Consider the following 24,091-nt stretch of genomic DNA (forward strand, 5'->3'; position numbering starts at 1 on the left):
GGCGAATTCAAACATGAGGTGCGACAGTTTGAAAAGTCTTATGATAATCAACAAGCTGAGCAAATTTCTCTAATGGTGTAAGCCAATCTAACGCTTTTCTAGGACGAGTATTCAGTGACATGGCAACTTGATTTAAATAATGCTGATCTGCCTGATTTAAATCAATCCCTTTAGGTAAATATTGCCTAATTAAACCATTCATATTTTCGCATGTGCCTTTTTGCCAGGGTGAATGTGGGTCACAGAAATATACATCTATGCCTAAATCTTCTTCAAGTATTTTATGTTCTGCCATCTCGCGTCCACGGTCATAGGTCAACGTTTTACGCAGTTCTGCAGGTAAATATTTCAGAGCTTCAGTTAAAGCCTTGCGCACTGATTCTGCCTTTGCATCAGGTAATGTTGCCAAGATACAGAGCCGTGTATTTCGTTCAATAAGTGTTGCTATCGAACTTTTATTGTCTTTACCTTTAATTAAATCAGCTTCCCAATGACCCGGTATTTTTCTTTCTTGAACTTCGGCTGGGCGCTCATGAATAGTTTTAATATCCTGTAATATAGAATCTTTTTTAGGTTCACCGTTAGCTTTTCGCTTTTTATTTTCATGACGCAGACAGGATAATAAGTCTTTTTTCAACTCACCCTTTGGTAATGCTCGTATCGTTGAATAAATCGTTGTATGGCTTACATTCATTGTTTGATCCAAATCAGGAAATGTCTTTAAACGCTTTGCTATTTGCTGAGGAGACCATAAACAACGGATCGCTTCAACAATAAATTTCCAGAGGATTGAATCGATTTTGAGTTTTCTGTGACCACGTCTACGTCTAGCGAAGGTGTTATCAGAAGCATATTGAGCTTGATAAACGTCATTGATGCTATTTCTTTTAAGCTCACGATAGATCGTACTAGGATGTCTTTTAATGAGTTCAGCAAATTTTCTGGCTGAAAAGCCTTCTTTTCTTGACTCAAGCATTAATGCAGTACGATCTTCAAAGTTAAGATGATGGTATGACAATTTTATATACTCCATAAACCCTTTAAATTAATTAGGTGGTTTATGTCGCACTTCAAGTTTTACTCTGCCCATCAATAGATTGGCAACAATCTAAAATATTTATATGTGTATCGCCTTTAATACTATTACATCTTACACAGGCATAAAAAAGATTATGCCAGTCAAATTTTTTGGTACTGTCACCTAGATGTGGGTCACGATGTTCGATATTTACATCAGGAAATCCCTGTCTCTCGCATAGATAACATTTTGCAAAGAATATATCTTGAAGTTCTTCAACTACATCAGATGCACGATAATCCTTTGTAGAGGTGCTTAAACTTTTAGGGAAAGTAGGTGGTCTTATAACTGAAAACATGAATTAATGACCCTCATGTTTCAATTTCGCAAGCTTATTTTTTGCGACCATATACTGAAGTTGCAACTCAACGGATAGTTTTGTAAAGTCTTTATTAAATTCATCTAATAAGCCTTGAATTGTATTCAGGTCTTGAATTGAGTCTTCTGAGTTTATGAACTGTAAAAGTTGATCAGATAGCTGTTTTAGATTTTCATTATCATCTTTAACATGGAAAAGTTCTTTAATAATTGATTCATGTGAATAAAGACTCAAATCTTCCTCAAAGAATTCACCACTGGAAATATCATAAATTACCGTGTCATTATCAGTGGATGTAATCACAAAAGGCGAATGGGTGCTCACAATAAATTGGACTTTGGGAAATGCTTTTATCAAAAAAGGCAAAACTTTCTTTTGCAGAGAGATGTGAAGATGAACGTCTATTTCATCAATTATCGCTATACCAGAAAGATCTATTGGCTTAATATTTTTTAGCTGTGCTTCCATTAAAAGAGAAGCATATATTTTAAATATAGCTTTAAAGCCAGAAGATAGAGAGTCAAAAGTAAAAAAAGATTGCTTTTGACTGTCTACAAGTAAAACCTGATCACTCTGATGGTTGAATGAGATTCTAATATCAGGATTTTCTAATATGAATTTCAGATCTTTTTCTACTTTTTTAAACCAATGAAGTAGTTTTGAAGCTTCCCGTTTAAGTTCCTGTAACTTCGGTTGCTGTTCGGAAAATTGGATGAGCTGCGATTTTTTCGAAATTAAATATGCTTCTAATGCCTCTTCAATATTATCCCGATTTTTATTTAAACGATAATCTTCATAGTCTTTGAAGACTTTCATAATTAGTCTATCATTTTTTACTCTAGATGCATCAAAAACAAAGACTTGATCTTTACTAAAATTATTAGGTGAAATTTTAAATAGTTCAGATACCTTATAGTACTGATCAATTGAGATTGTAAGACGGTTTATAAACTCTATGACATATTCAGGATTATTATAATAATAGTATTCTTCACTTATCTTATTTGGGTTGATTTCCTCTCTATGTGATTTTTTTAAATCTTCATTTGTATTAATTATATAACTCTTAGCATTCTTTCTGAATACCTCAACTTTTTGTAAAAGAATCTTGTAAAGTTGAGATAAATTTTTTCGAAATTCATGTTCATTGAAATTATGATTTTTTAAATCATAATAAATCTTGATTTCATTATTCTTTAAGTCTAGTGACTTAGGAAAGTTGTCTATACCATATTTAATATCTTTAAGTAGATTTTCACGCTCTAAATCTTGATATTCAGAATATCGATTATTTATTAGATTATCTTCTAATTGTCTTAGAAAACGAGTCTTTCCAGATCCATTTTTACCTGTAATTATTAAATTTCTTTCTTTTAACTCAATTTTTTTACTCTGATAATATAAGAAACTGATTTTGTTCATAATAAAAATAAAGGGCTGAATAATCAGCCCTTTATACTACAAATTAGATCAAACTAACAACACATTAAAGCGCCGCAATCTGCTCCATATTCGCTTTAATCTTCGCTAATTGATCAGCAAACTCAGCAAGTTTTACTTTCTCGCCTTCAACTACAGCCGCAGGTGCTTTCGCCACAAAACCTTCATTACCAAGTTTAGTGGCAATTTGATCATGTTGCTTTTGAACCTTGTCCAAGTCTTTTTGTAGACGACCCAATTCCGCTTTAGGGTCAATTAAGCCCTTCATTGGAACGTATACAGATACGTGACCAACGACAGAAGACGATGACAATGGTGGTTGTTCGCCATCAGCAAGGAAGGTGATGCTTTCAACTTTTGCCAATGCTTTAAATAATGCTTCAATACGAGTGATCTGCGCTTTTTCAGCTTCAGTCGTGTTTTGAAGAAGAACAGGCAATAAACGTGCATTACCTAGACCCATCTCACCACGGATGTTACGAACCGCACCAATCAAACCTTGAAGCCATTGCATATCTGCTTCAGCCTGGTCATTCATCAATGACTCATCCGCAGTCGGGTACTGCGCAAGCATGATGGTTTCGCCAGCGATGCCAAGTTTAGGTGCAAGCGTTTGCCAAATTTCTTCAGTCAAGTAAGGCATTAACGGATGAGCAAGACGTAAAGATGCTTCCATCACCGCAAGCAATACACGGCGAACTTCAGCTTTACGCTCTTCAGATACGTTTTCATCATTCAGAACAGGCTTAGTCAGTTCGACATACCAGTCACAGTATTCATTCCAGATGAATTCGTAAATCGCTTGCGCAGCCAGGTCTAAACGATAGGTTGCAAATGCAGTTTGTACCGCAGCAGTCGCTTTTTGTAGACGGCTGACGATCCACTGTTCAGGCAATTCCCAAAGATCAGGACGAGCCGTTTGACCAACCGTTTGACCTTCGACATTCATCATCACGAAACGCGTTGCGTTCCAGATTTTGTTGGCAAAGTTACGGTAACCTTCAACACGTTTCATATCGAACTTAATGTCACGACCGGTGTTTGCAAGCGCGCAGAATGTGAAACGAACTGCATCCGTACCGTAAGATTGAATACCTTCAGGGAATTCTTTACGCGTTGATTTTTCAATCTTCGCTGCCTGTTTCGGGTTCATCAAACCCGTGGTACGTTTTTGTACCAGTGTTTCAAGATCCACACCGTCAATCAAGTCTAATGGGTCAAGCACGTTACCTTTAGATTTAGACATCTTCTGACCTTCGCCATCACGTACCAAACCGTGAACGTACACAGTTTTAAATGGCACTTGTGGCGTACCATCTTCATTCTTCATGAAGTGCATGGTCAGCATGATCATGCGGGCAACCCAGAAGAAGATGATGTCAAAACCAGTGACAAGCACATCAGTCGGGTGGAAGGTATTTAAGAAGTAGTTGGCTTTGTCTTTCGCTTCGTCGCCAGTCCAACCTAAGGTTGAGAATGTCCAAAGACCTGAAGAGAACCATGTATCCAATACGTCTTCGTCTTGGTTTAATTGAACATCGGCAGGGATGTTGTTTTTCGCCCGAACTTCAGCTTCATCACGGCCAACATATACATTGCCTTCCGCATCGTACCAAGCAGGGATACGGTGACCCCACCACAATTGACGCGAGATACACCAGTCTTGAATGTTGTTCATCCACGCCATGTACATGTTGTTGTACTGTTCAGGCACAAACTTAATGCGACCATCCTGCACCGCTTCAATCGCAGGTTTCGCAAGTGGCGCAATTTTTACATACCATTGGTCAGTCAGTAATGGCTCAACGATCACGCCTGAACGGTCACCGCGAGGTGGTTTTAATGTATAAGGTTGAATCTGGTCTAACCAGCCTTCAGCTTCAGCCTGTTCAACGATCTTCTTACGTGCCTCAAAACGTTCTAAACCAATGTAATCTGCAGGCGCAGGAATGGTTTTAGAAATCTGTTCGCCCGCTTTTGCGATGTATTCAAATTCAGCAAGAACTTCAGCATTTTTGTTGAAGATGTTGATGATTGGCAATTCGCAACGTTTACCCACTTCATAGTCATTGAAGTCGTGTGCAGGGGTGATTTTTACACAGCCTGTACCAAATTCTTTGTCTACATATTCGTCTTTAACGATTGGAACTGCACGACCAGTGATTGGCAGGATGATGTTTTTACCCACTAAGTCCGCATAGCGTTCATCATCGAGCGCAACAGCAACCGCGGTATCACCTAACAATGTTTCAGGACGTGTTGTAGCTACTACGATGTGATCTTTACCATCATGCGTGCGCAATGATTTGTCTTCAAAGAAGTATTTGAAGTGCCAGAGTGAACCTGCTTCTTCTTTATCAGACTCAACTTCCAGGTCAGAAAGGGCAGTTTGCAGTTTTGGATCCCAGTTCACCAGACGTTTGCCGCGGTAGATCAGGCCTTCTTCGTGAAGTTTTACAAACACTTCTTTTACTGCGTTTGATAAACCATCATCCATCGTGAAGCGTTCACGTGACCAGTCTACAGATGAGCCTAGACGACGAATTTGACGGGTAATGTTGCCGCCAGATTGTTCTTTCCATTCCCATACTTTTTCGATGAACTTTTCACGACCCAAGTCGTGACGGCTAACCCCTTGTGCACCCAACTGACGCTCTACAACCATTTGTGTTGCAATACCTGCGTGGTCAGTACCCGGTTGCCAAAGCGTATTTTTACCAGACATACGGTTAAAACGGGTTAAGGCATCCATGATGGCATTGTTAAAACCATGACCCATGTGCAGGCTACCCGTGACGTTTGGTGGCGGAATCATGATACAGAAAGATTCGCCTTTTTCAGACGGCTTAAAGTAGCCACGCTCTTCCCAAGTTTGGTACCATTTTTTCTCGATCTCGGTCGGATCGTAGGTTGTCGCGATATTTTGCGCTGAGTCAGTCATAGTCTAAACAGATCAAAAGTGAATGAAAAATTGGATCTATTGTAGCAAAAAAAATAGTGCATGCGGCAGCTTAACCAAATGCAAACTTTAGCCAATTGGCATGTATAGCAACTCATCGTATGATAGATTGATAAAAAAACGCGACTCATCGCAGCATATCAAAAAGGATAATAAGATGAGCTATAACATTTCCCTGAAGCTTCAACCCGAAACCCATCAGCGCTTTAAAGACCTTCATTCCAGATTAAATGCCGGCGAGCGAGACAGTCTTGCCAGACCCTTAGGTGAAAATCTGGCCGATATGGCCTGTGAAATTATTGACCAGATTTTTGGTCAGGTGGTGCAGTTGGCCAATTCACCGGACAGCGAGTCCGAAAAAGTGATTCAGCAGATTATGCATAACACCCGTAAATATATGCCGTGGTCGGTTTCATTGTTTGGCAATGAGCGGCTGATGCCTATGGTGAACTATTTGCATCGCATGACCTATGAGCATCAAGGCGATGCCTTCGTCCGATATCCGGTGGAAAAATTACTGGTGATGGAGTTGCTCGGTTGTATTGATCAGATGAAAAATGGTAATCATCAATATGTATCACCCGCTTTAAAAGCCTTTACCCAGGTGGTCGATCAAGGGGTGACGCATTTAATCCGTGAACCGAAAAAAATATTGAAATTTAATGTGCTGGTAGATAAAACCTTGAATGGGGTGATTCATTTAACCACCCAGTTAGGCTATAAACGTTTTGACAAGCTCGGTAGCATCTATGATGCCGATACGATGAGTTATTATTTTGAGCATTTGCTGGCATTTCTGGAAGATGAAATGCAGCACCATATTCATTAAAACAAGGGAAAGAGGATTTCATGGCGAAAGTTGAAGACTTAAATGGAAAAGTGGTCTGGATTACCGGCGCATCTTCAGGGATTGGCAAGGCGATTGCCCAGCAATGTGCTGAACTCGGAGCCCAGGTGGTACTGACTGCACGCCGGCATGCAGAACTGGAAAATGTTCGCCAAAGTCTCACCAATGCAGATCAGCATATTTCAGTCATTGCCGATATCACAGATGAAAGTCAGGTTCGTCATGCTTATGAACAGGTTTTGCAACAAAAAGGCCGGATCGACTGGCTGATTAATAATGCTGGGCTGAGTCAACGTGCTTTGATTCAGGACACCACCATGCAGACTGAACGTGCCATTATGGAAGTCGATTACTTCTCTCAGGTGTTTCTCACCAAAATGGTATTATCGACCTTTCTGGCACAAAAATCTGGTCGTATCGTGTTTATTTCCAGTGTGGCAGGTTTGCTCGGCACCCAGTATCGCGCTTCCTATTCCGCAGCCAAAGCAGCGATTCATATGTGGGCCAACAGCTTGCGTGCTGAAGTCGCAGATCAGGGTGTGCATGTCTCGGTGATTTTCCCGGGCTTTGTTCAAACCAATGTCTCGCTTAATGCTTTAAATGGGGAAGGCAAACCGCAAGCCAAGCAAGATGAAGCGATTGAAAATGGTCTGTCGGCAGAAGATTTTGCCCGTCAAAGCGTACAAGCCTTGCAGTGTGGCGAAGAATATATCGTGATTGGTGGCAAGAAAGAAAAACTTGGCGTGCTGGTTTCACGTATTTCACCCAAGGTGCTATACAAAATGATTCGCAAAACCAAGGTCAAATAATTTAAAGCCTGATCAAATTCAGGCAATTTTCTCTTGAGCGAATTGAACCTGATTACGGCCCATCTGTTTGGCCTGATACATGGCATGATTAGGCGCTAAAGTGGCTTCTTTAATCTGATTAGGATGATTGAAGAAGCTGACTCCGATACTGATGGTTAAATAAATATGCTGCTGTTCATGATGTAATGGGGTTTCTTTAAGCTGCAACCGGATCCGTTCAGCAATTTTAAAGGCGGCATCTTTTTGAATGTCATGCAAGACGAGCAGAAACTCTTCACCACCAATACGTGACACTTGGTCTTTGTCCCGAATATTGGCTTTAAATATCTGACTGATATGTTGTAAAACCAGATCACCGACCTGATGTCCATAACGATCATTAACTGCTTTGAAATGATCTAAATCTGCCATCAAAACTGCATGCTGTAAGGCAGGATTAGGATCTATTTTTTGAATATAAGCTTCAAAGCCACGGCGGTTTAATAATCCGGTCAGCGGGTCGTGATGGCGCTCCCGTTGCAACTTTCGCACCAGATCCAAAATTGCACAGCCAATGAATAAACCTAAAAAGATCAGATCAATCAGGAGCAGCTGTGTAAATGCCCATGCGGGTTCGTAATGGGCGACAAACCCCTGATCCTCAAGCAAAACAGAGAACAGCAAAGCACGTCCCATGATGATGAACGTGGTCGCGAAGGTAAAAATTTTCAGGTAACTGTCGATACGTAAGCGTGTGCTCGTTCGAATAAAGGCAAGCGGGCGGTGCAAATAAATTGCCGCAGTAATGCTACCAATAATCAGCAAACGGGCAGTCTGGTCAGCAGTCACGTGGGTAAAGTAGTAAATGCCAAACGCACCCAAGGCAATCAGGTAAATATAGTTCGGCCATTCATAGTCGATTTTTAAACGCTCATAAATGGCTTTGCTGTGAAAGGTACAGGACAAAAAATAAAGAGCAGCAATGAAACTGGATATTTCCACCAAAACTGATGCCGATAAAACGGTATTGAGTAATATCGTCACGCCAATCAGAATCAGTGCATAAGCATAAGATCTTAAATAATTAGGTAAGCCTTTATAATCGGAAATACTCAGCGTGATGATCCCCAGGCTCGACATGATGCTGGGCACGAGTAGACTGTAAAAATTCAAATCCGGGATCAGCATGTTAGATTATAATGTGAGCAGGTGTGTGAATAATATCATTTATTGCGATGAAAAATATAAATAAAATTGACAATCAAACTGATCGAAATGGCCTATAGAACTGCTTGATATTTTATAAAAATCAAAAAAATAATATCAAAATGCCTCTCACACCTGATGATCATTGAGCTGAAAAGACATTCGTTTTAGTCCAAATCGATGGACGTATTTATAAAATGCTACCAATTTGGACTTGTAGTTTTATCCTTAAAACTTAAGGTGGAAAACAGGATAAAAATATAAAGGATCTATCTGAATGAAAACCCCGGTGCCCGATTATCTCCAGCATGTATTAACGGTCTGTCATGATAATGATCAGGGCGCTTTGGCTGACTATATCCCTGAACTGGCAGCGGTAGATCCAAATAAGTTCGCTTTGGCGCTGACTACGGTGGATGGCACGATTTATTCCACGGGAGATGATGAAACCGAATTTACCATGCAGTCGATGTCCAAGCCTTTTGCTTATGCACTGGCATTGCAGCATTTGGGTATCAGCGCTGTGCTGGAAAAGGTGGGCGTTGAACCTTCAGGGGAGGCCTTTAATCAGATTTCACTGGATAAAGAAACCAATCTTCCGAAAAATCCAATGATTAACTCGGGTGCGATCACCACGCATTCTTTGATTCCGGTACAAAAAGGCATTTCACGTGCGGAATGCTTGCGCCGTTTTTTAAGTGAACTAGCAGGCCGTCAACTGGAATTCGACAAGCAGGTGTATAAGTCTGAAGTCAAAACTGCATTCCGGAACCTGTCGATTGGTTACATGCTGCGAACTGTAGGTGTGCTGGATTCGGATCCTGTGGAAATCGTAAATGGATATATCAAGCAATGTGCGATTAAAGTGACGGTCAAAGATCTGGCAAATATCTGCAGTGTGCTCGCCAATGGCGGTGTTCAGGCCAAAACTGGCAAACAGTTGTTAGAGCGTGATGTGGTGCGCCAAGTGCTCAGTGTGATGATGACCTGTGGCATGTATGATGCGGCGGGTGACTGGCTGACGACGGTGGGCATTCCTGCCAAAAGTGGTGTATCTGGGGGAATTATCGGGGTATTGCCTGGGCAGGTAGGAATTGTGGTTTTTTCTCCTAAAATTGATGAGCATGGGCATAGTGTACGTGGTGTGGATATCTTCGAGCGTTTGTCGCGTGACATGGGCTTGCATCTGATGGAAGGGACGCCATCGGCACAGACCATTTTGCAAAGTCGTTATACTGTAGGTAAGAACAATGACATTGTCGTGTATGAGCTGCGCGGTGTATTGCAATTTACAGAATCCGAAATGTTGCTACGGATTTTGCAGGATGAGCCAGACGCTCAAACACGTATAGTCATAGACCTGACCAATTTGACTCTGATTCATGATGTGGGTGCACGCATGTTATTTGAAGGTGTCAAACGTTTACAAGCGAATGGGCACAAAGTGGTGGTCATTGACTCAGAAGGCGTATTGGGTGAGGAACAGGTGAAAGGCAATAAGCGGGTAGTGGTGACAGAAGAGTTAGAGCGCTATTTAGAGAAGTTTAGTTAAGCCATACTTATAGGGATGAGTATGCCTTTCATTATTTGTGCTTTTAAACTTACTCAGTAGAGGAAATGAAATATAAAAAAGCCCCGAACAGTGTCGAGGCTCTTTTCAAATCTTGAAAAGTTTATTTAATATGCTCGGCAATGTCCGTAAAGATCACGCCTAAGCCATGTGCACCAGCATCTGGATAACCTAAGCTACGATCACCGACTGTACCGGCACGGCCCATACGCGCTACGATGTCTTTGGTAGATTCTGCACCTTTTACCGCAGCCTCTGCACCCAAGACAAAGTTTTCTTTAAACGTCTTGTCGGTATTGGCTGACCAAGAGTCTGCGCAAGGTGCAAGTGCATCAATCAGGGTTTTATCACCGACCACAGCACCACGACCAAATGAACGCTCACCTGTCACTTGAATACCTTTGACTGTGGCTTGAAGCATGTTGGCAAAATCTGCCACAGTTAATATCGTTTTACCTTGAATGGCTTTACTTGCTGCACGGAAAGCAGAACCCCAAATAGGCCCTGATGCACCGCCACAGTGTTCCATAATAATCATGGAACTGTTTAGCAAGAATTCATCCATGTGCTGTGCTTGAATCAGGCTTTGCCATTCGCGTTTCAGCTGTTTAAAACCTTTGGCAACACTCATACCAAAATCACCATCGCCTGCATGGGCATCCAGCTCGCAGAATGGCACTTCATTTTTGATAATACAGGCTGCCATCACATCGACCACATAACGCATATTTTCTATCGTGAATTGCTCATTCTGAATTTCAGCATGTTCAGCTTGGGTTTCAACTTCGGTATTGGCGGTTTGTTTTACTGCTGCATCTTGTGCTGCAAATTCAAATGGTAGAGTAGGCGAGCCGTCAAGCTTAAAGGCAGGGGTATTGGCTTCTGCATCCAGATAGATTTTCAGTTCATCATCCACAGCAAGCAATGAAACCGATGCACCATTCATGTCGATACTAGTCATGTAGTTGCCAACGAATGTGCGGTAAATCTTGATACCTTTACGCGCCAAATGTTCGCATACATCATTGTTAAACACATACAGTTCTTGCATTGGTGTTGAACCAAAGCCGTTGACCAGAACTGCAACTTCTTGCATGTCAGGACGGTCAAGGAATAAGTCATCGACCATACGTTGTGCCATTTCTTTCGATGGCAGAATTTTTTCACGACGAATGCCCGGTTCACCGTGGATACCGACGCCGTATTCCATTTCATCATCGGCTAGGGTAAAGGTCGGTGTACCTTTCGCAGGAACGGTACATGAGCTATAGGCAAAACCAAGGCTAATCACGTTATCTGCCGCTTTTTGTGCCACAGCTTTGACTTCCGCAAGCTCTAAACCTTTTGAGGCTGCTGCTCCTGCAATTTTGTGCACGAAGATGGTACCAGCAACACCACGACGACCGACAGTATAGAGGCTGTCTTTTACTGCGATATCATCCGCCACTTTGACGTAGTCGACCTTGATGCCATCTTCCGCAGCCAATGCAGCACCATTCTGGAAATTCATCATATCGCCAGAATAGTTCTTGATGATCATGAGCACGCCTTTGTCTGTTGCGACATGTTGCAGTGCTTTATAGACCTGAATTTGAGATGGCGATGCGAATACGTCACCACATACGGCAGCATCTAACATGCCAGTACCGACAAAGCCTGCATGTGCAGGTTCGTGACCACTGCCACCGCCACTGATTAGTGAGACGTTATTGTGTTTTTCTTTACGTGAAATGATTTTATGCGATTCGGTAAATTGTAATTCAGGATGGGCAAGGACAAAGCCTTTGCACATTTCGACAACCAGGTTTTCAGGGTTGTTGAGGAGTTTTTTCATGGAGGAGGGCCTTCACGTATTCTGGGAGAGATCTAAAGTCTTATTATTATGGAAATGTTTGAAATTTGCTGACTTAAAAATGTAAAAACGAGCGATTTTAGATTGATGGGTTAGAAAAGGGGCGATTCTAATCCCCCCTAAATCCCCCTTTTACAAAGGGGGACTTTTCTTCGTTTTTATGAGGCAATAGAATTCGAGTAACTCCTTCCTTTGAAAAGGGGGGACTTGTCATGTGATTAAATAAATTTTGTGACACTTCCTCCCTGTTTAAAGGGTGAGAAGCAATGCTTCGCAAGGAGGGATTAAAAAAAGAGAATAATAATGAAACCCTATAATAAAAATTTAAAACAAGCTTCGCGGGATTTACGCAATAACATGACCGATGCTGAAAAGCTGTTATGGTCACGGCTGCGGAACAAGCAAATTTTAGGTTTGCAGTTTTATAGGCAAAAGCCGATTTTGAATTACATCGTGGATTTTTACTGTCCTGCTATGAATTTGGTGATTGAGTGCGATGGCAGTCAGCACTTTACAAATGAAGGCTTAGAAGCGGATCGAGTCCGAGATGAAGCTTTGGCACATTTGAGTCTACGTGTTTTGAGATTTGATAATGGGCAGGTGATGGGGCAGATTGATGATGTAGTGGAAGTGATTTATCAATTTATTCGACAAGAATCTCCCTAAATCCCTCTTTAATAAAGAGGGACTTCACGCGAATTTTATGATGGTTTGGGATTCGTGATGTTCCTCCCTTTTTAAAGGGAGGTTAGGAGGGATTATTTAAATATTTCATCACCAAAAATATTATAGTCATGCATCATTGCTTCAAAAGATTTTGAATCGGCAGTTTTATCGAGATTATCTAAAGCAGCTTTTTCTACTTTCTCTTCTTGCTCATCAGACATAGTGTTTCTTTTTTCTTGTATTTCTAATGCTTTATTTCTCATGTACCCGAGCAAATATTCAGGCATTACTAGATTTGATGGTCTAGAAACCCCATGTTTTAATGAAACGCGACTTGCTCTCATTTTTGATGAGAGATTAGAACTCACAATTCCTAAAATTAGAAAAGTAGGAAGTTTAGTAAATAGATATATATCATTATCTCCTTGTAAGACATCTATACCAATACTTCGAAGAAAATATCTGTTTATATTGCTTGGTAAGTTTAATGATTTGGGAGGAGTATTAATTTCGGATAAGGGGAAGATATGCTGTTCGTATTGATGCAAATTATCTTGTTTACCTAAAAGGAAATTTCTTAAGTTAAGTTCAGCGAGATTAATTTGATCTATAAAATACTCGCTTTCGTCTTCAAAATTAGAATTCTTATTTTTTATGTAGATTAATGTTCTCCATGAAAGGGATGCACAGAATTTTGCTAACCAATCTTTATATTCGGTAACATAATTTTTTTGGTCTAAAAACGGTATGAACATTTTTTCAGAAAATTGTTTTTCCCAACTTGAAAAAAGAAGCTCACAATCGTTACATAAGAGGTAATCCTTAATAATATCTTGTTGTCTTTTGTTAATATTATCTATGTTCCGAAGATATCCGGTAGCACTAGTCTTTTTTAGCCATTTCCCAACAAATTTTGGGATAAAATGACTCTCTTGTAATTCTTTTGCCTCGTGGCAAAGCGAACATCTATTCTTCATTTTTAGTATATGTAATTTTTGAGAATTTGAACAATATCCACTAATTTTTATTATTAATCAATTAATCCCTCCCAACCTCCCTTTAGAAAAGGGAGGAGTTGTCACGTAATCCATTTGATACGCGAAAGTCCCTCTTTCTTAAAGAGGGATTTAGGGAGATTAAAAATCTAAAAACAAAAAAATCCCCTCAATCGAGGGGTTTTTTTATATCGAAACTAGAGAATTCTTAAACCACAGAATCATCCAGATTTGGCGCTAACCAACGTTTCGCTTCATCCAAAGTCCAGCCTTTACGCTTCGCATAATCTTCCAACTGGTCGCCAGAGATTTTACCTACGTTAAAGTATTCAGTTTCAGGGTTTGCATAATAGAAACCGCTGACTGATGAAGGTGGCCACATCGCAAAGCTCGAAGTCAGGTAAGTACCCATCTTCTCTGTCGTACCTAACCAGTCAAACAATGATGCTTTTTCAGAATGCTCAGGACAAGCAGGGTAGCCAGGTGCAGGACGAATACCCACATACTTCTCTTTAATCAAATCTTCATTCGACAATTGTTCATCTGCTTGGTAGCCCCAGAACTCTTTACGAATACGCTCATGTAAATGCTCGGCAAATGCTTCAGCAAAACGGTCACCCAAAGCCTGAACCATAATTGCGCTATAATCATCGCCTTTGGCTTTATATTCTTGTGAAAGCTCTTCGGCACCGAAAATCGACACGGTAAAGCCGCCCAAATAATCCTGAGCCACATCTTTCGGTGCAATAAAGTCCGCCAAAGAATAGTTGGCTCTACCTGTCACCTTGTCAGATTGCTGACGAAGGTGCTCAAAAGTATGGGTCACGTTGCCATTTTCATCTGCAACCGCAACTGTATCTGCTGCCACACGGTTGGCAGGATAGATCTTGAATGTTGCACGGGCATCAAAGCGTTTATTCTCGATAATATCTTTGAGCATGGCTTGAGCTTGTTCAAACAAATCACGCGCTGCTTCACCCACCACTTCATCTTCAAGGATTTTCGGGAATTTACCTGCCAGGCTCCAGGAAATAAAGAACGGCGTCCAGTCAAAATATTCCACCAAGGTTTCAAGCGGATAATTGGTGAATGTTTCTGAACCAATAAAGTTTGGTTTAACCGGTGCATTCTTGTCAAAGTCGATCTTGAAGCCATTTTCAACCGACTTTTGATAAGACAATTTCGCCGCTTTCGGTTGTTTGTTCGCAAGACGGGTACGAATTTTTTCATAATCCGCTGCATAGTCAGCCAGCAATTTTGGCTTCATCTCAGGAGAGAGCAACTGCGTTGCTACACCCACGGCACGTGAAGCATCTGCGGTGTAAAGCACGCCATCATTATGATATTGCGGTGAGATTTTCACTGCGGTATGCGCTTTAGAAGTCGTCGCACCACCAATCATTAACGGAATGTTAAAGCCTTTGCGCTGCATTTCTTTGGCAACAAAGACCATTTCATCCAGAGACGGCGTGATCAGACCAGACAAACCGATGATATCGACTTTTTCATCAATCGCAGTTTGTAGAATTTTCTCACATGGTACCATCACGCCCAGATCCACGATGTCATAACCATTACAGCCTAATACTACGCCAACGATGTTTTTACCGATGTCGTGTACGTCGCCTTTCACCGTAGCCAGCAGGATTTTACCTTTTGCTTCGGCTTGGGTTTTCTCAGCTTCAATGAACGGGTTCAACCACGCTACAGCCTGTTTCATCACGCGTGCAGATTTGACTACTTGTGGCAAGAACATTTTACCGGCACCGAACAGATCGCCGACTACGTTCATACCCGCCATCAATGGACCTTCAATCACATCCAGTGGACGTGTAGAGTTTAAACGCGCTTCTTCAGTATCTTGATCGATATAAGTCGTGATGCCTTTTACCAATGCATATTCAAGACGTTTTTCAACAGACTCATTACGCCATTCCAGATTTTCTTCGGCTTTTTGCGTACCACTTTGACCACGGTATTTTTCAGCAACAGCAAGCAGTTTTTCGGTTGCTTCCTGACCGCTTTTACCCTGGTTCTGGTTTAAAACAACATCTTCAACCGCTTCTTTCAATTCTTTATCGATGTCATCGTAAATCGCCATCTGACCGGCATTTACAATACCCATAGTCATGCCTTGCTGAATGGCATGGTACAGGAACACCGAGTGAATCGCTTCACGTACCGGTTCGTTACCACGGAACGAGAACGATACGTTCGACACACCACCAGAAATCATCGCATTTGGCAGGTTCTGTTTAATCCAGCCAGTCGCTTCAATAAAGTCCACGCCATAGTTGTTGTGTTCTTCAATACCGGTCGCAATCGCAAAGACGTTCGGGTCAAAGATGATATCTTCAGACGGGAAGCCTACTTCATTCACCAGAACATCATATGAACGCTTACAGATTTCTTTTTTACGCGCAGCTGTATCGGCCTGACCATCTTCATCAAATGCCATCACGATGACCGCGGCACCATATTGACGGCAGAGGCGGGCACGTTCGACAAACTCGTCATGACCTTCTTTCAGGGAAATCGAGTTCACCACGGCTTTACCTTGCACACATTTCAGGCCCGCTTCGATAATCTCCCATTTAGAAGAATCCAGCATGATTGGCACACGTGAAATATCCGGCTCAGAAGCAATCAGATTCAGGAAATGCACCATCGCACCTTGCGAATCGAGCATGCCTTCATCCATGTTGATGTCGATGATCTGTGCACCGGCTTCAACCTGTTGACGGGCAACATCAAGCGCTTCGGCGAAGTTTTCTTCACGAATCAGACGCAGGAATTTTTTTGAACCGGTGACGTTGGTACGTTCACCAACGTTCACGAACAGTGAATCTTTGGTGATGTTAAATGGCTCTAAACCGCTTAAACGGCAAGCCGGTTCAATTTCAGGAATTTGACGAGGGGTAATGCCTGCAACAGCATTTGCAATCGCGCGGATATGATCCGGCGTAGTACCACAGCACCCACCGGTAATATTAATTAAGCCACTTTCTGCAAATTCTTTAATGAAGGCCGCAGTTTCTTCCGGCGTTTCATCATAACCACCGAAGGCATTTGGCAAGCCAGCGTTTGGATGCGCTGAAACAAAGGTATCGGCAACATCAGACACGGTTTTAACGTGTGGACGCATCGCATCTGCGCCAAGTGCACAGTTAAAGCCGATAGATAACGGCTCTGCATGACGCATTGAGTTCCAGAAGGCTTCTGCAGTTTGACCAGTCAATGTACGACCTGATGCATCCGTGATCGTACCTGAAATCATGATTGGCAGTTCATAGCCTAATTCTTTAAAGACTTCTTTTACTGCAAAGATGGCAGCTTTGGCATTTAAAGTATCGAACACAGTTTCGATCAGGATGATGTCTGCACCACCTTCGATCAAGGCCTTGGTCGATTCAATATAGTCAACTTTGAGTGCATCAAAAGTGATGTTACGGAACGCCGGATCATTCACGTTTGGAGAAATAGAAGTGGTACGCGATGTCGGACCAATCACACCTGCCACAAAGCGTGGTTTTTCAGGCGTTGAATATTTGGCACAGGCTTCTTTGGCCAGACGCGCTGCTTCACGGTTAATTTCAGGAACCAGATCTTCCATGTGGTAATCCGACATTGAAACACGGGTACCGTTAAAGGTATTGGTTTCAATAATATCGGCGCCAGCTTCCAAGTAAGCTTCATGAATGCCTTGAATGATTTGTGGTTGAGTCAGCACCAGCAAATCATTATTGCCTTTGAGATCATAGGCCCAGTCAGCAAAACGCTCACCACGATAATCGGCTTCTTCCAGTTTATGGCGCTGGATCATGGTACCCATCGCACCATCGATAATTAAAATTCTTTTGGCAAGAAGTTCTTTTAAAGTGGTAAGTGTAGACATTCAAACTTTCTCAGCAGAAATCAAAAAAAACGACGCTAATCTTAGCAGATTAGTTGGCTGATTTCTGCTGAGATTGCTCAGAATGATGGATAAGCATGATATGAAAATTTGATAAGTCATCTAGAAAAACAACAAGTTTTAACATGCGGATCAGAAAATAATGCAATCTCGAATCTGATTCGATGCCTTACAGACAAGAAACAGGATCAGAAAATTAAGCTGATGCTTTCATTCATGAAATTGTCATATTGATGGCTTATGCTGTGCAAATGAAACTTTTGCTCTGCTTGATGACAGGTAGGGCATGAATCGTTTTGGTAGCAAAATATGTGCGGTTGCTAAGCTTAAATAAGCTGGAATACTCTCTTAAGTAATTGATTTATAAAATCAAAATCTAGTGTTTTAGTCGGAATTAAACAGGACGAATAGCAGCAAGAAAATCCAAATAATTGCTTCATATGACAGCAGTTTGTCATATAATTGTCACAATTTAACTGAACAATATGGGGATTCTTGAATCCTCTATTCCTGCTTGCATGAATCCTAATCAAACTCCCGTAGATTCAGCACACGGGTCGGCTTCCCAAAAGTCGACCAATGTTCATGTGCCAACACCGAAATTCTTTATGCCGGTGTTCCTGACTCTTATTATCACTACGCTGATTTATATCGGCTTCCAGTTGTCTGCAGATTTAGCGCATGTACCGGCCTTGGGCTTGTATTCAGTTATTTTGTTAGCGACGGCACTTTTTATTGCGTTGAGCTTTGAGTTCGTCAATGGCTTTCACGATACCGCCAATGCTGTGGCCACAGTCATTTATACCAATGCACTTTCAGCTCCTGTCGCAGTGATGTGGGCCGGCTTCTGTAACTTCCTTGGGGTTATGGTGGCCAGTGGTGCGGTCGCTTACGGCATTATTGCGTTATTGCCGGTCGAGCTGATCATGAATGTCGGCTCCGGAGCAGGCTTTGCCATGGTCTTTGCCATGCTGATCGCGGCTATTCTCTGGAATCTGGGAACCTGGTTCCTCGGTATTCCAGCATCCAGTTCACATACCCTGATCGGTTCGATTCTGGGTGTGGGCATCATGAACTATATTCTGAATGCCGGTACTGGCGCTTCAGGTATAGACATGGAGCAGGTGATGAAAGTCGGTAAGGCGCTGTTATTCTCGCCTTTAATCGGTTTTGCATTTGCTGCGATTGTGTTCCTGCTGGTGAAAAAAATCTTCAAGCGTCAACTGGAACTGTTTCAGCCACCTGAAGGTAACAAGCCACCACCACCATTGATTCGTGCCATGCTGATCTTTACCTGTACTGGGGTGAGCTTTGCCCATGGTTCAAATGACGGTCAAAAAGGTATGGGTCTGATCATGTTAATCCTGATCGGCTGTGTGCCGTTGGCGTACTCGCTGAACAAAAATCTGGATGTACAACATATTCAGTCTTTTGGTCAGTTATCTGCACAAACAGCGGATGTGATCTATCCAAATCATCAGGATATTCCGGATGAACAAGCTCGTGATGTGATCACCAAGTACATTCAGACCAAGGAAATTACCCCTGAAGTCGTGCCTGCATTGGCAAGCTTGACGGATCATCTGGGTGAGAAAGTCGGTAGCTATACCAGCATTAAGGATGTTCCTGAAGCTCAAGTATCTGAATTCCGTAATGACATGTATCTGAGCACTACAGCATTTAAGCGTCTGGATAAAGCAGAAGCTTTACCGGCAATGAGTGCTGCGCAGGAAAAAACAGTGGATGAATACCGTGACAATCTGGATTCATTCCTGCAATACATCCCGACCTGGGTAAAAGTGGCGACAGCCTTGGCACTTGGTCTGGGTACGATGGTCGGCTGGAAGCGTATTGTCGTGACGGTTGGTGAGCGTATTGGTAAACAGCATATGACTTATGGTCAGGGTATGTCTGCCGAACTTGTGGCAATGTCAACTATTGCAGCGGCAGATGGCTTTGGTATGCCGGTATCAACCACCCATGTATTGAACTCTGCAGTAGCAGGTACCATGGTGGCGAACAAGTCAGGTCTGAACTTCCAGATGGTGAAAACTATTCTGTCTGCCTGGATCTTTACTTTACCAGCAACGATCTGTTTGTCAGGTACTTTGTACTGGTTGCTTCTTAAAGTCTTCTAGGACTTTTTAAGGTAAAAACGCTGCTTTGGCAGCGTTTTTTTATGGGTGGAAGAAAAATTAAGGATGTAAAAGAGGAATCTAAATTACGATTAAGGCGACAGGGATGTCGCCGTTAGGCTGTGATATAGGGACATATCATCAGCTTAACAAAAGATTTTTGTTACTTTTGATCTTTCAAAAGTAAAGAAAAAAAGAAGCTATAAAATAGATCAACTTAAATCTGCCCAAAGCACATTCATAAGAATTTGAATGATTGAAAGCCCAAATTAACCTCTCCTTAACCCTCTCCTAGAAGGCATAGGTATCTACACATCTATGAGATACCTAATGCCATTGTGGCTATCTCATTGAGTTCATCTATTGAATATTCCGAGAGCAGTTGAAGAGTGTTCAGTAAAATCGAAAGCCCTGCCAATAAGGCAGGTGCACTTTCCAACCTACCTCTTTTCTGCTGCCGACCTGAAAGACGGGTGAGAAATACACGAATTTTCTGATGGTGTTCATCTTCAGAACGCTGGATTCGCCAAGTTAAAACACAAGCCATACAGCTAATCAGTAACCGCCTTAAAATGGCTTCAGGTCTGGTCTGAAGCCATGCTTCAATATCATGACCTGCCTGCTTGAGCAGCTTGAAATAGCATTCAATTGTCCAGCGCCAGTAATACCAGGTCGTCATCTCTACCGTAGTAATCTCTGATGGAACATTGCTGATTAGTGACCATCTTGCGACGGTCTTATCCTGATCATCTTTCACTACGGCAACAATTAATCTGGCTTCAATCGCACTCCCTGGCTGGGGAGCAACCCGTTGGCCTGAATCGTCATTTCTCTTCGGTTTTGCTGCACGTGTTATCCGGATAGCAGTTTCTCCCACATGCAACATATGCCGGTTTCCTTTATAGGCAATCGGCTGGACCTGCTGCGTTTCTACTCGTTCTGCGGCTTCTGCAACTTTGCATGTTTTGCCCTGATGCTCAATTCGATGGCCTTCTTTCGCCCGAATCAGCCATTTAAAACCCTGGCTGCTCATTTCCCTTAGGTGGGCAATGGAGTCACCTTCACGATCAATGATATGAACACATGTTTTCTCAATGGGATATTGTTCAATCACTTTGATTTGTTCGGTAAGTGAATCTAGATGAGATTTGCGCCCAGCAGAGTGTTGACTGAATGTGGAATAGCAGCCTGAGGCATCTGATAGTGTCTGCGCCAGTGGCGCAATAGGTAGTCCCGAGGCTGCATCAACCAGCAGACTGCTTTGCAATTCATAGCCTGAATCATATTGATGGGTTCTTTGCAGGCGCTGAATTTTATGATGGTGTTTCACATACTGTAGCTGAGACCAGTCATGAACAATCAATGCATATTGATGCGGTGATGCCTTGATCTGTTCACATGCAAGATGTTCAATTGGCTGGTTTAACTGACTAAAAGAGATTTTGTCATTATTCAGGAATCGCCAGACCGCTTGTGTGGTTGCGAAACTCGACTTTTGGGCAGAAGCCAGGTCTTTGATTGCCGGAGCAAGTGAAGCAAGAGGGTTCATATTGAGCTTTACAAGGCTGTTATAGCGCTTGACAAGACGCTGATCCAGGCCAGAGATGTTAAATTGAAGAGCATGCTCTTCAATTTAACGCAAAGTTCAGGAATTGTGTAGATACCTATGCCTAGAAGGAGAGGGAACGCCCATTTTCAATTAAAGTTCTCTCTGCTTTAGGGATGAGCAGCACTGCTACGCAACGAGGGGAGAACTTTAAAAATAACGATTACCTTTCTTATGGAAAAATTGGATGAAGATAATAAAAAAATTACTTCTTCAACTTACTCAATAATCCTTTTGGCAACTTCTCTGTCGCAAAACCATATAGTGCAGCAAAAGGTAGTGCGGTACGTGCCAGATAGGCCACTCGCCACAAACCACCATGATTCGCGCCATGCATCATTAATTCAAGCGGATGGTTCAGCTTCACTTCAGGATTGGCCACCGATTCTGGATTGCGAAGGTCATGAATCCACAGTGCAGCCATAATTGCATTGGTGGTTTCAGGTGCAAAGGCTTCAACATCAAACAGGCTGGCGCCGTTGAACGCTGCTTTTAATAGCGGATTTTTGGTCACGGAATAGGTCGTAGTAGAAGGGGCAATATTGATGCTGACCCGCTGACCTTGAGCACGAGCTAAGGTAGCACGCCATTGCTGAATGCGTTTTGCCAGCGCATAGTTCGGGCCTTGTTCAACCACCAGACAGTCACAAATACCATACGCCTGATCACCAGACTGAATCAGTTCATGCGCATTTTTCTGGAAAAAGTGTTTGCGGCTTAAAGCTGAAACCCCTTTAGAAAGGATCGTCTGTACCTTAGAGCGTTCAGTATATTTTACTTTAGAGGCTTCGATTACTTCACTCGGCACCGCATAAACATCGGTCGGCGTACACATGTACATCAGACTGGTATTGGCTTTTTGCTGACTAACATAGTGCATGATGGCATCCATGGTCATGGAGACGCGGACATGCTTTTCACCATCCAGATAAGCAATTGCAGCCAGATCTAGGTCCTGCTCAAACTGTAATAGCCATGTGGCAATTTCAGGAATCTGGGTGAGCAAATTTGCGCCCAGTTTTTCTTTTAAAATGTCAAGTGAAGTATCAGCAGGTAAGTCTTCAATACAAGGTGCATACAGTGTGGCATTGCCTTGGCTAATGGTATCGATAATCTTGCTCCATACCCGGGTGTTTGGCAGATCAATCGCCACAATGTTGGCTTTCCATTTCGTCAGCCAGGTCAAAGGGCCGGCTTCAGATGCGGCACCAAACAGCACCGCCGTCCGATCTGACAAGTCAAACCATTCAGGATGTACCACACATTCACGCAGGGCATTGGCATGACTGGTTTCCACGATGCCTTGGCTTTCCCAGCGCTCAATCTGCTCCAATAAGGCATCACCTTGCAGCTTTTGACCGTGGTAAGGCACATACCATTCTGGTACAGCTTTACTGCTACCTGTGAGTTTGAATGTATGTAGTTGTTCAGCGGGCAGAGTTAAGGCATCTTGCAATACATACTTTTGACCATCACGATAAAATTCAAAAGTCTGATGGGCCTTTGCTAATCCATCTTCGGCAATTTTCAAGCTGGCTTCAGGAGAACTCAGTCCCTGTTCGACCAGTTGCTTAAAATGCACGGTATATTTTTTGCGCCAGTTTTTTTCTGATTGTGCCTGTTGCGAACTGAGAGGGGCGACATTGGCTAAGGCGGCTGCGATGATCGCGCGTCCTGCTTTGGAGCTACTTGGTTTTTGTTGCTGAGACTGAAGAGGAAATTGAAGACCGTCTGGTGTAGTGGACATGCAAAATATCTCGAGAATGACAGTAATTAATATACAGATGTATACATTATCGCTGCAAAATTCAGTCCAAGATTGGCATTAAGTGACATCATCACTTTCTAATATATTACGAGATGTTTCAAACGAATAAGGGAGCAGCAGCTCTCTTATTCGTTTTCAGCAGAAATATGAGGCTTAACTCATATGTAGCTTTATTCCTTCAGTATTTAAAAAACTGATTAAAACGGAACCTGCATCAGTTTATTCAGGAAATGCGGAATCAGGCGTGGCTCCAGAATAATCGTCATGACCACCCCGTAAGCCGCTCCCCATAAATGCGCGCTATGATTAATGTTGCTATTGCCTTTTTTGCCTGACCAGATGCTATAGGCTACATACAGCACAGCAAAAATAATGGCAGGAACCGGAATGAAGAACACAAAAATTAATTTCCAAGGTTCAAACAGGATATAGGCAAACAGTACAGCCGACACTGCACCGGAAGCGCCGAGACTAGCCCAGCGGGCATCATTTTTATGCTTCAGGTAACTGGGTAGAATCGCTGCGATCAGGCCACCGAGGTAAAACAGGATAAAACCCAGGTCATATAGGTATTGACGATAAAAGCTTTCAATCACGCTGCCAAAAAAGAACAGGGTAATCATGTTGAACAGCAGATGTGCCCCATCCGCATGGATAAAGCCATGAGTAATAAAGCGATCATATTGTCCACGTTGCAGTGCCGGTGGCCAGAAAATCAGGCGATTCATCACCGTCTCTTTGGAGAAAGCAATAAATGACACAATACAGGTGATCAGAATAATAGTAACGGTATGATTAAAAGGTAAATCAAGCATATAAATGATTCTAATGGTGCCTATTTGCCAATTATCATGCCATTAAAATGGAGCTAAAGTTGTACTTTTATAATAAATCCGACAATTTTAGTTGATTTTTAAAAATTACCCCGCATCTTCAGTTAAAATGGCCG

At 42.3% G+C, this 24,091-nt stretch carries 15 protein-coding genes and 1 pseudogene; 5 read left to right on the top strand and 11 right to left on the bottom strand.

Translation table 11 applies throughout. From position 1 onward, the window contains the following. Positions 1-7 precede the first annotated feature (7 nt). From F893_RS06525 to F893_RS06540, 4 genes and pseudogenes are all read right to left on the bottom strand, one after another. On the bottom strand, positions 8-976 hold the full coding sequence (locus F893_RS06525; RefSeq protein WP_081398964.1) for an IS30 family transposase: 969 nt from the start codon (positions 974-976) through the stop codon (positions 8-10). A 112-nt stretch (positions 977-1,088) separates the two neighbouring features. Continuing rightward, positions 1,089-1,376: pseudogene (locus F893_RS06530) on the bottom strand (hypothetical protein); the annotation flags it as partial. Positions 1,377-1,379: 3 nt separating this feature from the next. Next, complete coding sequence (locus F893_RS06535) at positions 1,380-2,819, bottom strand: AAA family ATPase (protein ID WP_005251261.1); 1,440 nt, start codon at positions 2,817-2,819, stop codon at positions 1,380-1,382. 64 nt (positions 2,820-2,883) lie between these two features. After that, positions 2,884-5,778, bottom strand: a complete 2,895-nt coding sequence (locus F893_RS06540) for a valine--tRNA ligase (RefSeq protein WP_004730332.1) — start codon at positions 5,776-5,778, stop codon at positions 2,884-2,886. 175 nt (positions 5,779-5,953) lie between these two features. Between F893_RS06540 and F893_RS06545 the strand changes: the two genes are divergently transcribed. After that, on the top strand, positions 5,954-6,625 hold the full coding sequence (locus tag F893_RS06545; RefSeq protein WP_004730329.1) for a hypothetical protein: 672 nt from the start codon (positions 5,954-5,956) through the stop codon (positions 6,623-6,625). Between the two features lie 20 nt (positions 6,626-6,645). After that, the gene (locus F893_RS06550; protein WP_004730327.1) at positions 6,646-7,452 is read left to right on the top strand and encodes an SDR family oxidoreductase; all 807 of its coding nucleotides are present in this window, start codon (positions 6,646-6,648) and stop codon (positions 7,450-7,452) included. Positions 7,453-7,470: 18 nt separating this feature from the next. On the opposite strand, the gene F893_RS06555 is transcribed toward F893_RS06550, so the two are convergent. Continuing rightward, the gene (locus F893_RS06555; RefSeq protein WP_228129701.1) at positions 7,471-8,571 is read right to left on the bottom strand and encodes a GGDEF domain-containing protein; all 1,101 of its coding nucleotides are present in this window, start codon (positions 8,569-8,571) and stop codon (positions 7,471-7,473) included. Between the two features lie 343 nt (positions 8,572-8,914). On the opposite strand from F893_RS06555, the gene F893_RS06560 reads away from it, so the two are divergent. Next, on the top strand, positions 8,915-10,189 hold the full coding sequence (locus tag F893_RS06560) for a glutaminase (protein ID WP_004730323.1): 1,275 nt from the start codon (positions 8,915-8,917) through the stop codon (positions 10,187-10,189). A 121-nt stretch (positions 10,190-10,310) separates the two neighbouring features. Here F893_RS06560 and dhaK read toward each other — a convergent pair whose 3' ends face one another. Continuing rightward, positions 10,311-12,041 (bottom strand): dihydroxyacetone kinase subunit DhaK, encoded by a 1,731-nt coding sequence (gene dhaK / locus F893_RS17365; RefSeq protein ID WP_004730321.1) that lies wholly within the window; start codon positions 12,039-12,041, stop codon positions 10,311-10,313. Between the two features lie 321 nt (positions 12,042-12,362). On the opposite strand from dhaK, the gene F893_RS06570 reads away from it, so the two are divergent. Then, positions 12,363-12,725, top strand: a complete 363-nt coding sequence (locus F893_RS06570) for an endonuclease domain-containing protein (protein WP_004730319.1) — start codon at positions 12,363-12,365, stop codon at positions 12,723-12,725. 92 nt (positions 12,726-12,817) lie between these two features. Here F893_RS06570 and F893_RS06575 read toward each other — a convergent pair whose 3' ends face one another. Together F893_RS06575 and metH are read right to left on the bottom strand one after the other, a co-directional pair. Continuing rightward, complete coding sequence (locus F893_RS06575) at positions 12,818-13,702, bottom strand: hypothetical protein (RefSeq protein ID WP_004730316.1); 885 nt, start codon at positions 13,700-13,702, stop codon at positions 12,818-12,820. A 226-nt stretch (positions 13,703-13,928) separates the two neighbouring features. Next, positions 13,929-17,615 (bottom strand): methionine synthase, encoded by a 3,687-nt coding sequence (gene metH / locus F893_RS06580; RefSeq protein WP_004730314.1) that lies wholly within the window; start codon positions 17,613-17,615, stop codon positions 13,929-13,931. Between the two features lie 536 nt (positions 17,616-18,151). Between metH and F893_RS06585 the strand changes: the two genes are divergently transcribed. Then, complete coding sequence (locus F893_RS06585; RefSeq protein WP_034435995.1) at positions 18,152-19,771, top strand: inorganic phosphate transporter; 1,620 nt, start codon at positions 18,152-18,154, stop codon at positions 19,769-19,771. 313 nt (positions 19,772-20,084) lie between these two features. Here F893_RS06585 and F893_RS06590 read toward each other — a convergent pair whose 3' ends face one another. The 3 genes from F893_RS06590 to F893_RS06600 all read right to left on the bottom strand — a co-directional run bounded on the left by F893_RS06590 (position 20,085) and on the right by F893_RS06600 (position 23,957). Next, complete coding sequence (locus F893_RS06590; protein WP_004730312.1) at positions 20,085-21,317, bottom strand: transposase; 1,233 nt, start codon at positions 21,315-21,317, stop codon at positions 20,085-20,087. A 262-nt stretch (positions 21,318-21,579) separates the two neighbouring features. Then, on the bottom strand, positions 21,580-23,121 hold the full coding sequence (locus F893_RS06595; protein ID WP_004730310.1) for a hypothetical protein: 1,542 nt from the start codon (positions 23,119-23,121) through the stop codon (positions 21,580-21,582). A gap of 218 nt (positions 23,122-23,339) precedes the next feature. Then, entirely contained in the window at positions 23,340-23,957 is a 618-nt protein-coding gene (locus F893_RS06600; RefSeq protein ID WP_004646259.1) for a rhomboid family intramembrane serine protease, read from the bottom strand. Positions 23,958-24,091 lie beyond the last annotated feature (134 nt).

Source organism: Acinetobacter sp. CIP 102136 (assembly GCF_000369685.1).
GTDB lineage: Bacteria > Pseudomonadota > Gammaproteobacteria > Pseudomonadales > Moraxellaceae > Acinetobacter > Acinetobacter fasciculus.

Bases quoted from the DNA above. Each gene is read 5' to 3' on its own strand.
- F893_RS06525 (WP_081398964.1), bottom strand. From the start codon at position 976: ATGCTTGAGTCAAGAAAAGAAGGCTTTTCAGCCAGAAAATTTGCTGAA.
- F893_RS06535 (WP_005251261.1), bottom strand. From the start codon at position 2,819: ATGAACAAAATCAGTTTCTTATATTATCAGAGTAAAAAAATTGAGTTA.
- F893_RS06540 (WP_004730332.1), bottom strand. From the start codon at position 5,778: ATGACTGACTCAGCGCAAAATATCGCGACAACCTACGATCCGACCGAG.
- F893_RS06545 (WP_004730329.1), top strand. From the start codon at position 5,954: ATGAGCTATAACATTTCCCTGAAGCTTCAACCCGAAACCCATCAGCGC.
- F893_RS06550 (WP_004730327.1), top strand. From the start codon at position 6,646: ATGGCGAAAGTTGAAGACTTAAATGGAAAAGTGGTCTGGATTACCGGC.
- F893_RS06555 (WP_228129701.1), bottom strand. From the start codon at position 8,571: ATGTCGAGCCTGGGGATCATCACGCTGAGTATTTCCGATTATAAAGGC.
- F893_RS06560 (WP_004730323.1), top strand. From the start codon at position 8,915: ATGAAAACCCCGGTGCCCGATTATCTCCAGCATGTATTAACGGTCTGT.
- dhaK (WP_004730321.1), bottom strand. From the start codon at position 12,041: ATGAAAAAACTCCTCAACAACCCTGAAAACCTGGTTGTCGAAATGTGC.
- F893_RS06570 (WP_004730319.1), top strand. From the start codon at position 12,363: ATGAAACCCTATAATAAAAATTTAAAACAAGCTTCGCGGGATTTACGC.
- F893_RS06575 (WP_004730316.1), bottom strand. From the start codon at position 13,702: ATGAAGAATAGATGTTCGCTTTGCCACGAGGCAAAAGAATTACAAGAG.
- metH (WP_004730314.1), bottom strand. From the start codon at position 17,615: ATGTCTACACTTACCACTTTAAAAGAACTTCTTGCCAAAAGAATTTTA.
- F893_RS06585 (WP_034435995.1), top strand. From the start codon at position 18,152: ATGAATCCTAATCAAACTCCCGTAGATTCAGCACACGGGTCGGCTTCC.
- F893_RS06590 (WP_004730312.1), bottom strand. From the start codon at position 21,317: ATGAACCCTCTTGCTTCACTTGCTCCGGCAATCAAAGACCTGGCTTCT.
- F893_RS06595 (WP_004730310.1), bottom strand. From the start codon at position 23,121: ATGTCCACTACACCAGACGGTCTTCAATTTCCTCTTCAGTCTCAGCAA.
- F893_RS06600 (WP_004646259.1), bottom strand. From the start codon at position 23,957: ATGCTTGATTTACCTTTTAATCATACCGTTACTATTATTCTGATCACC.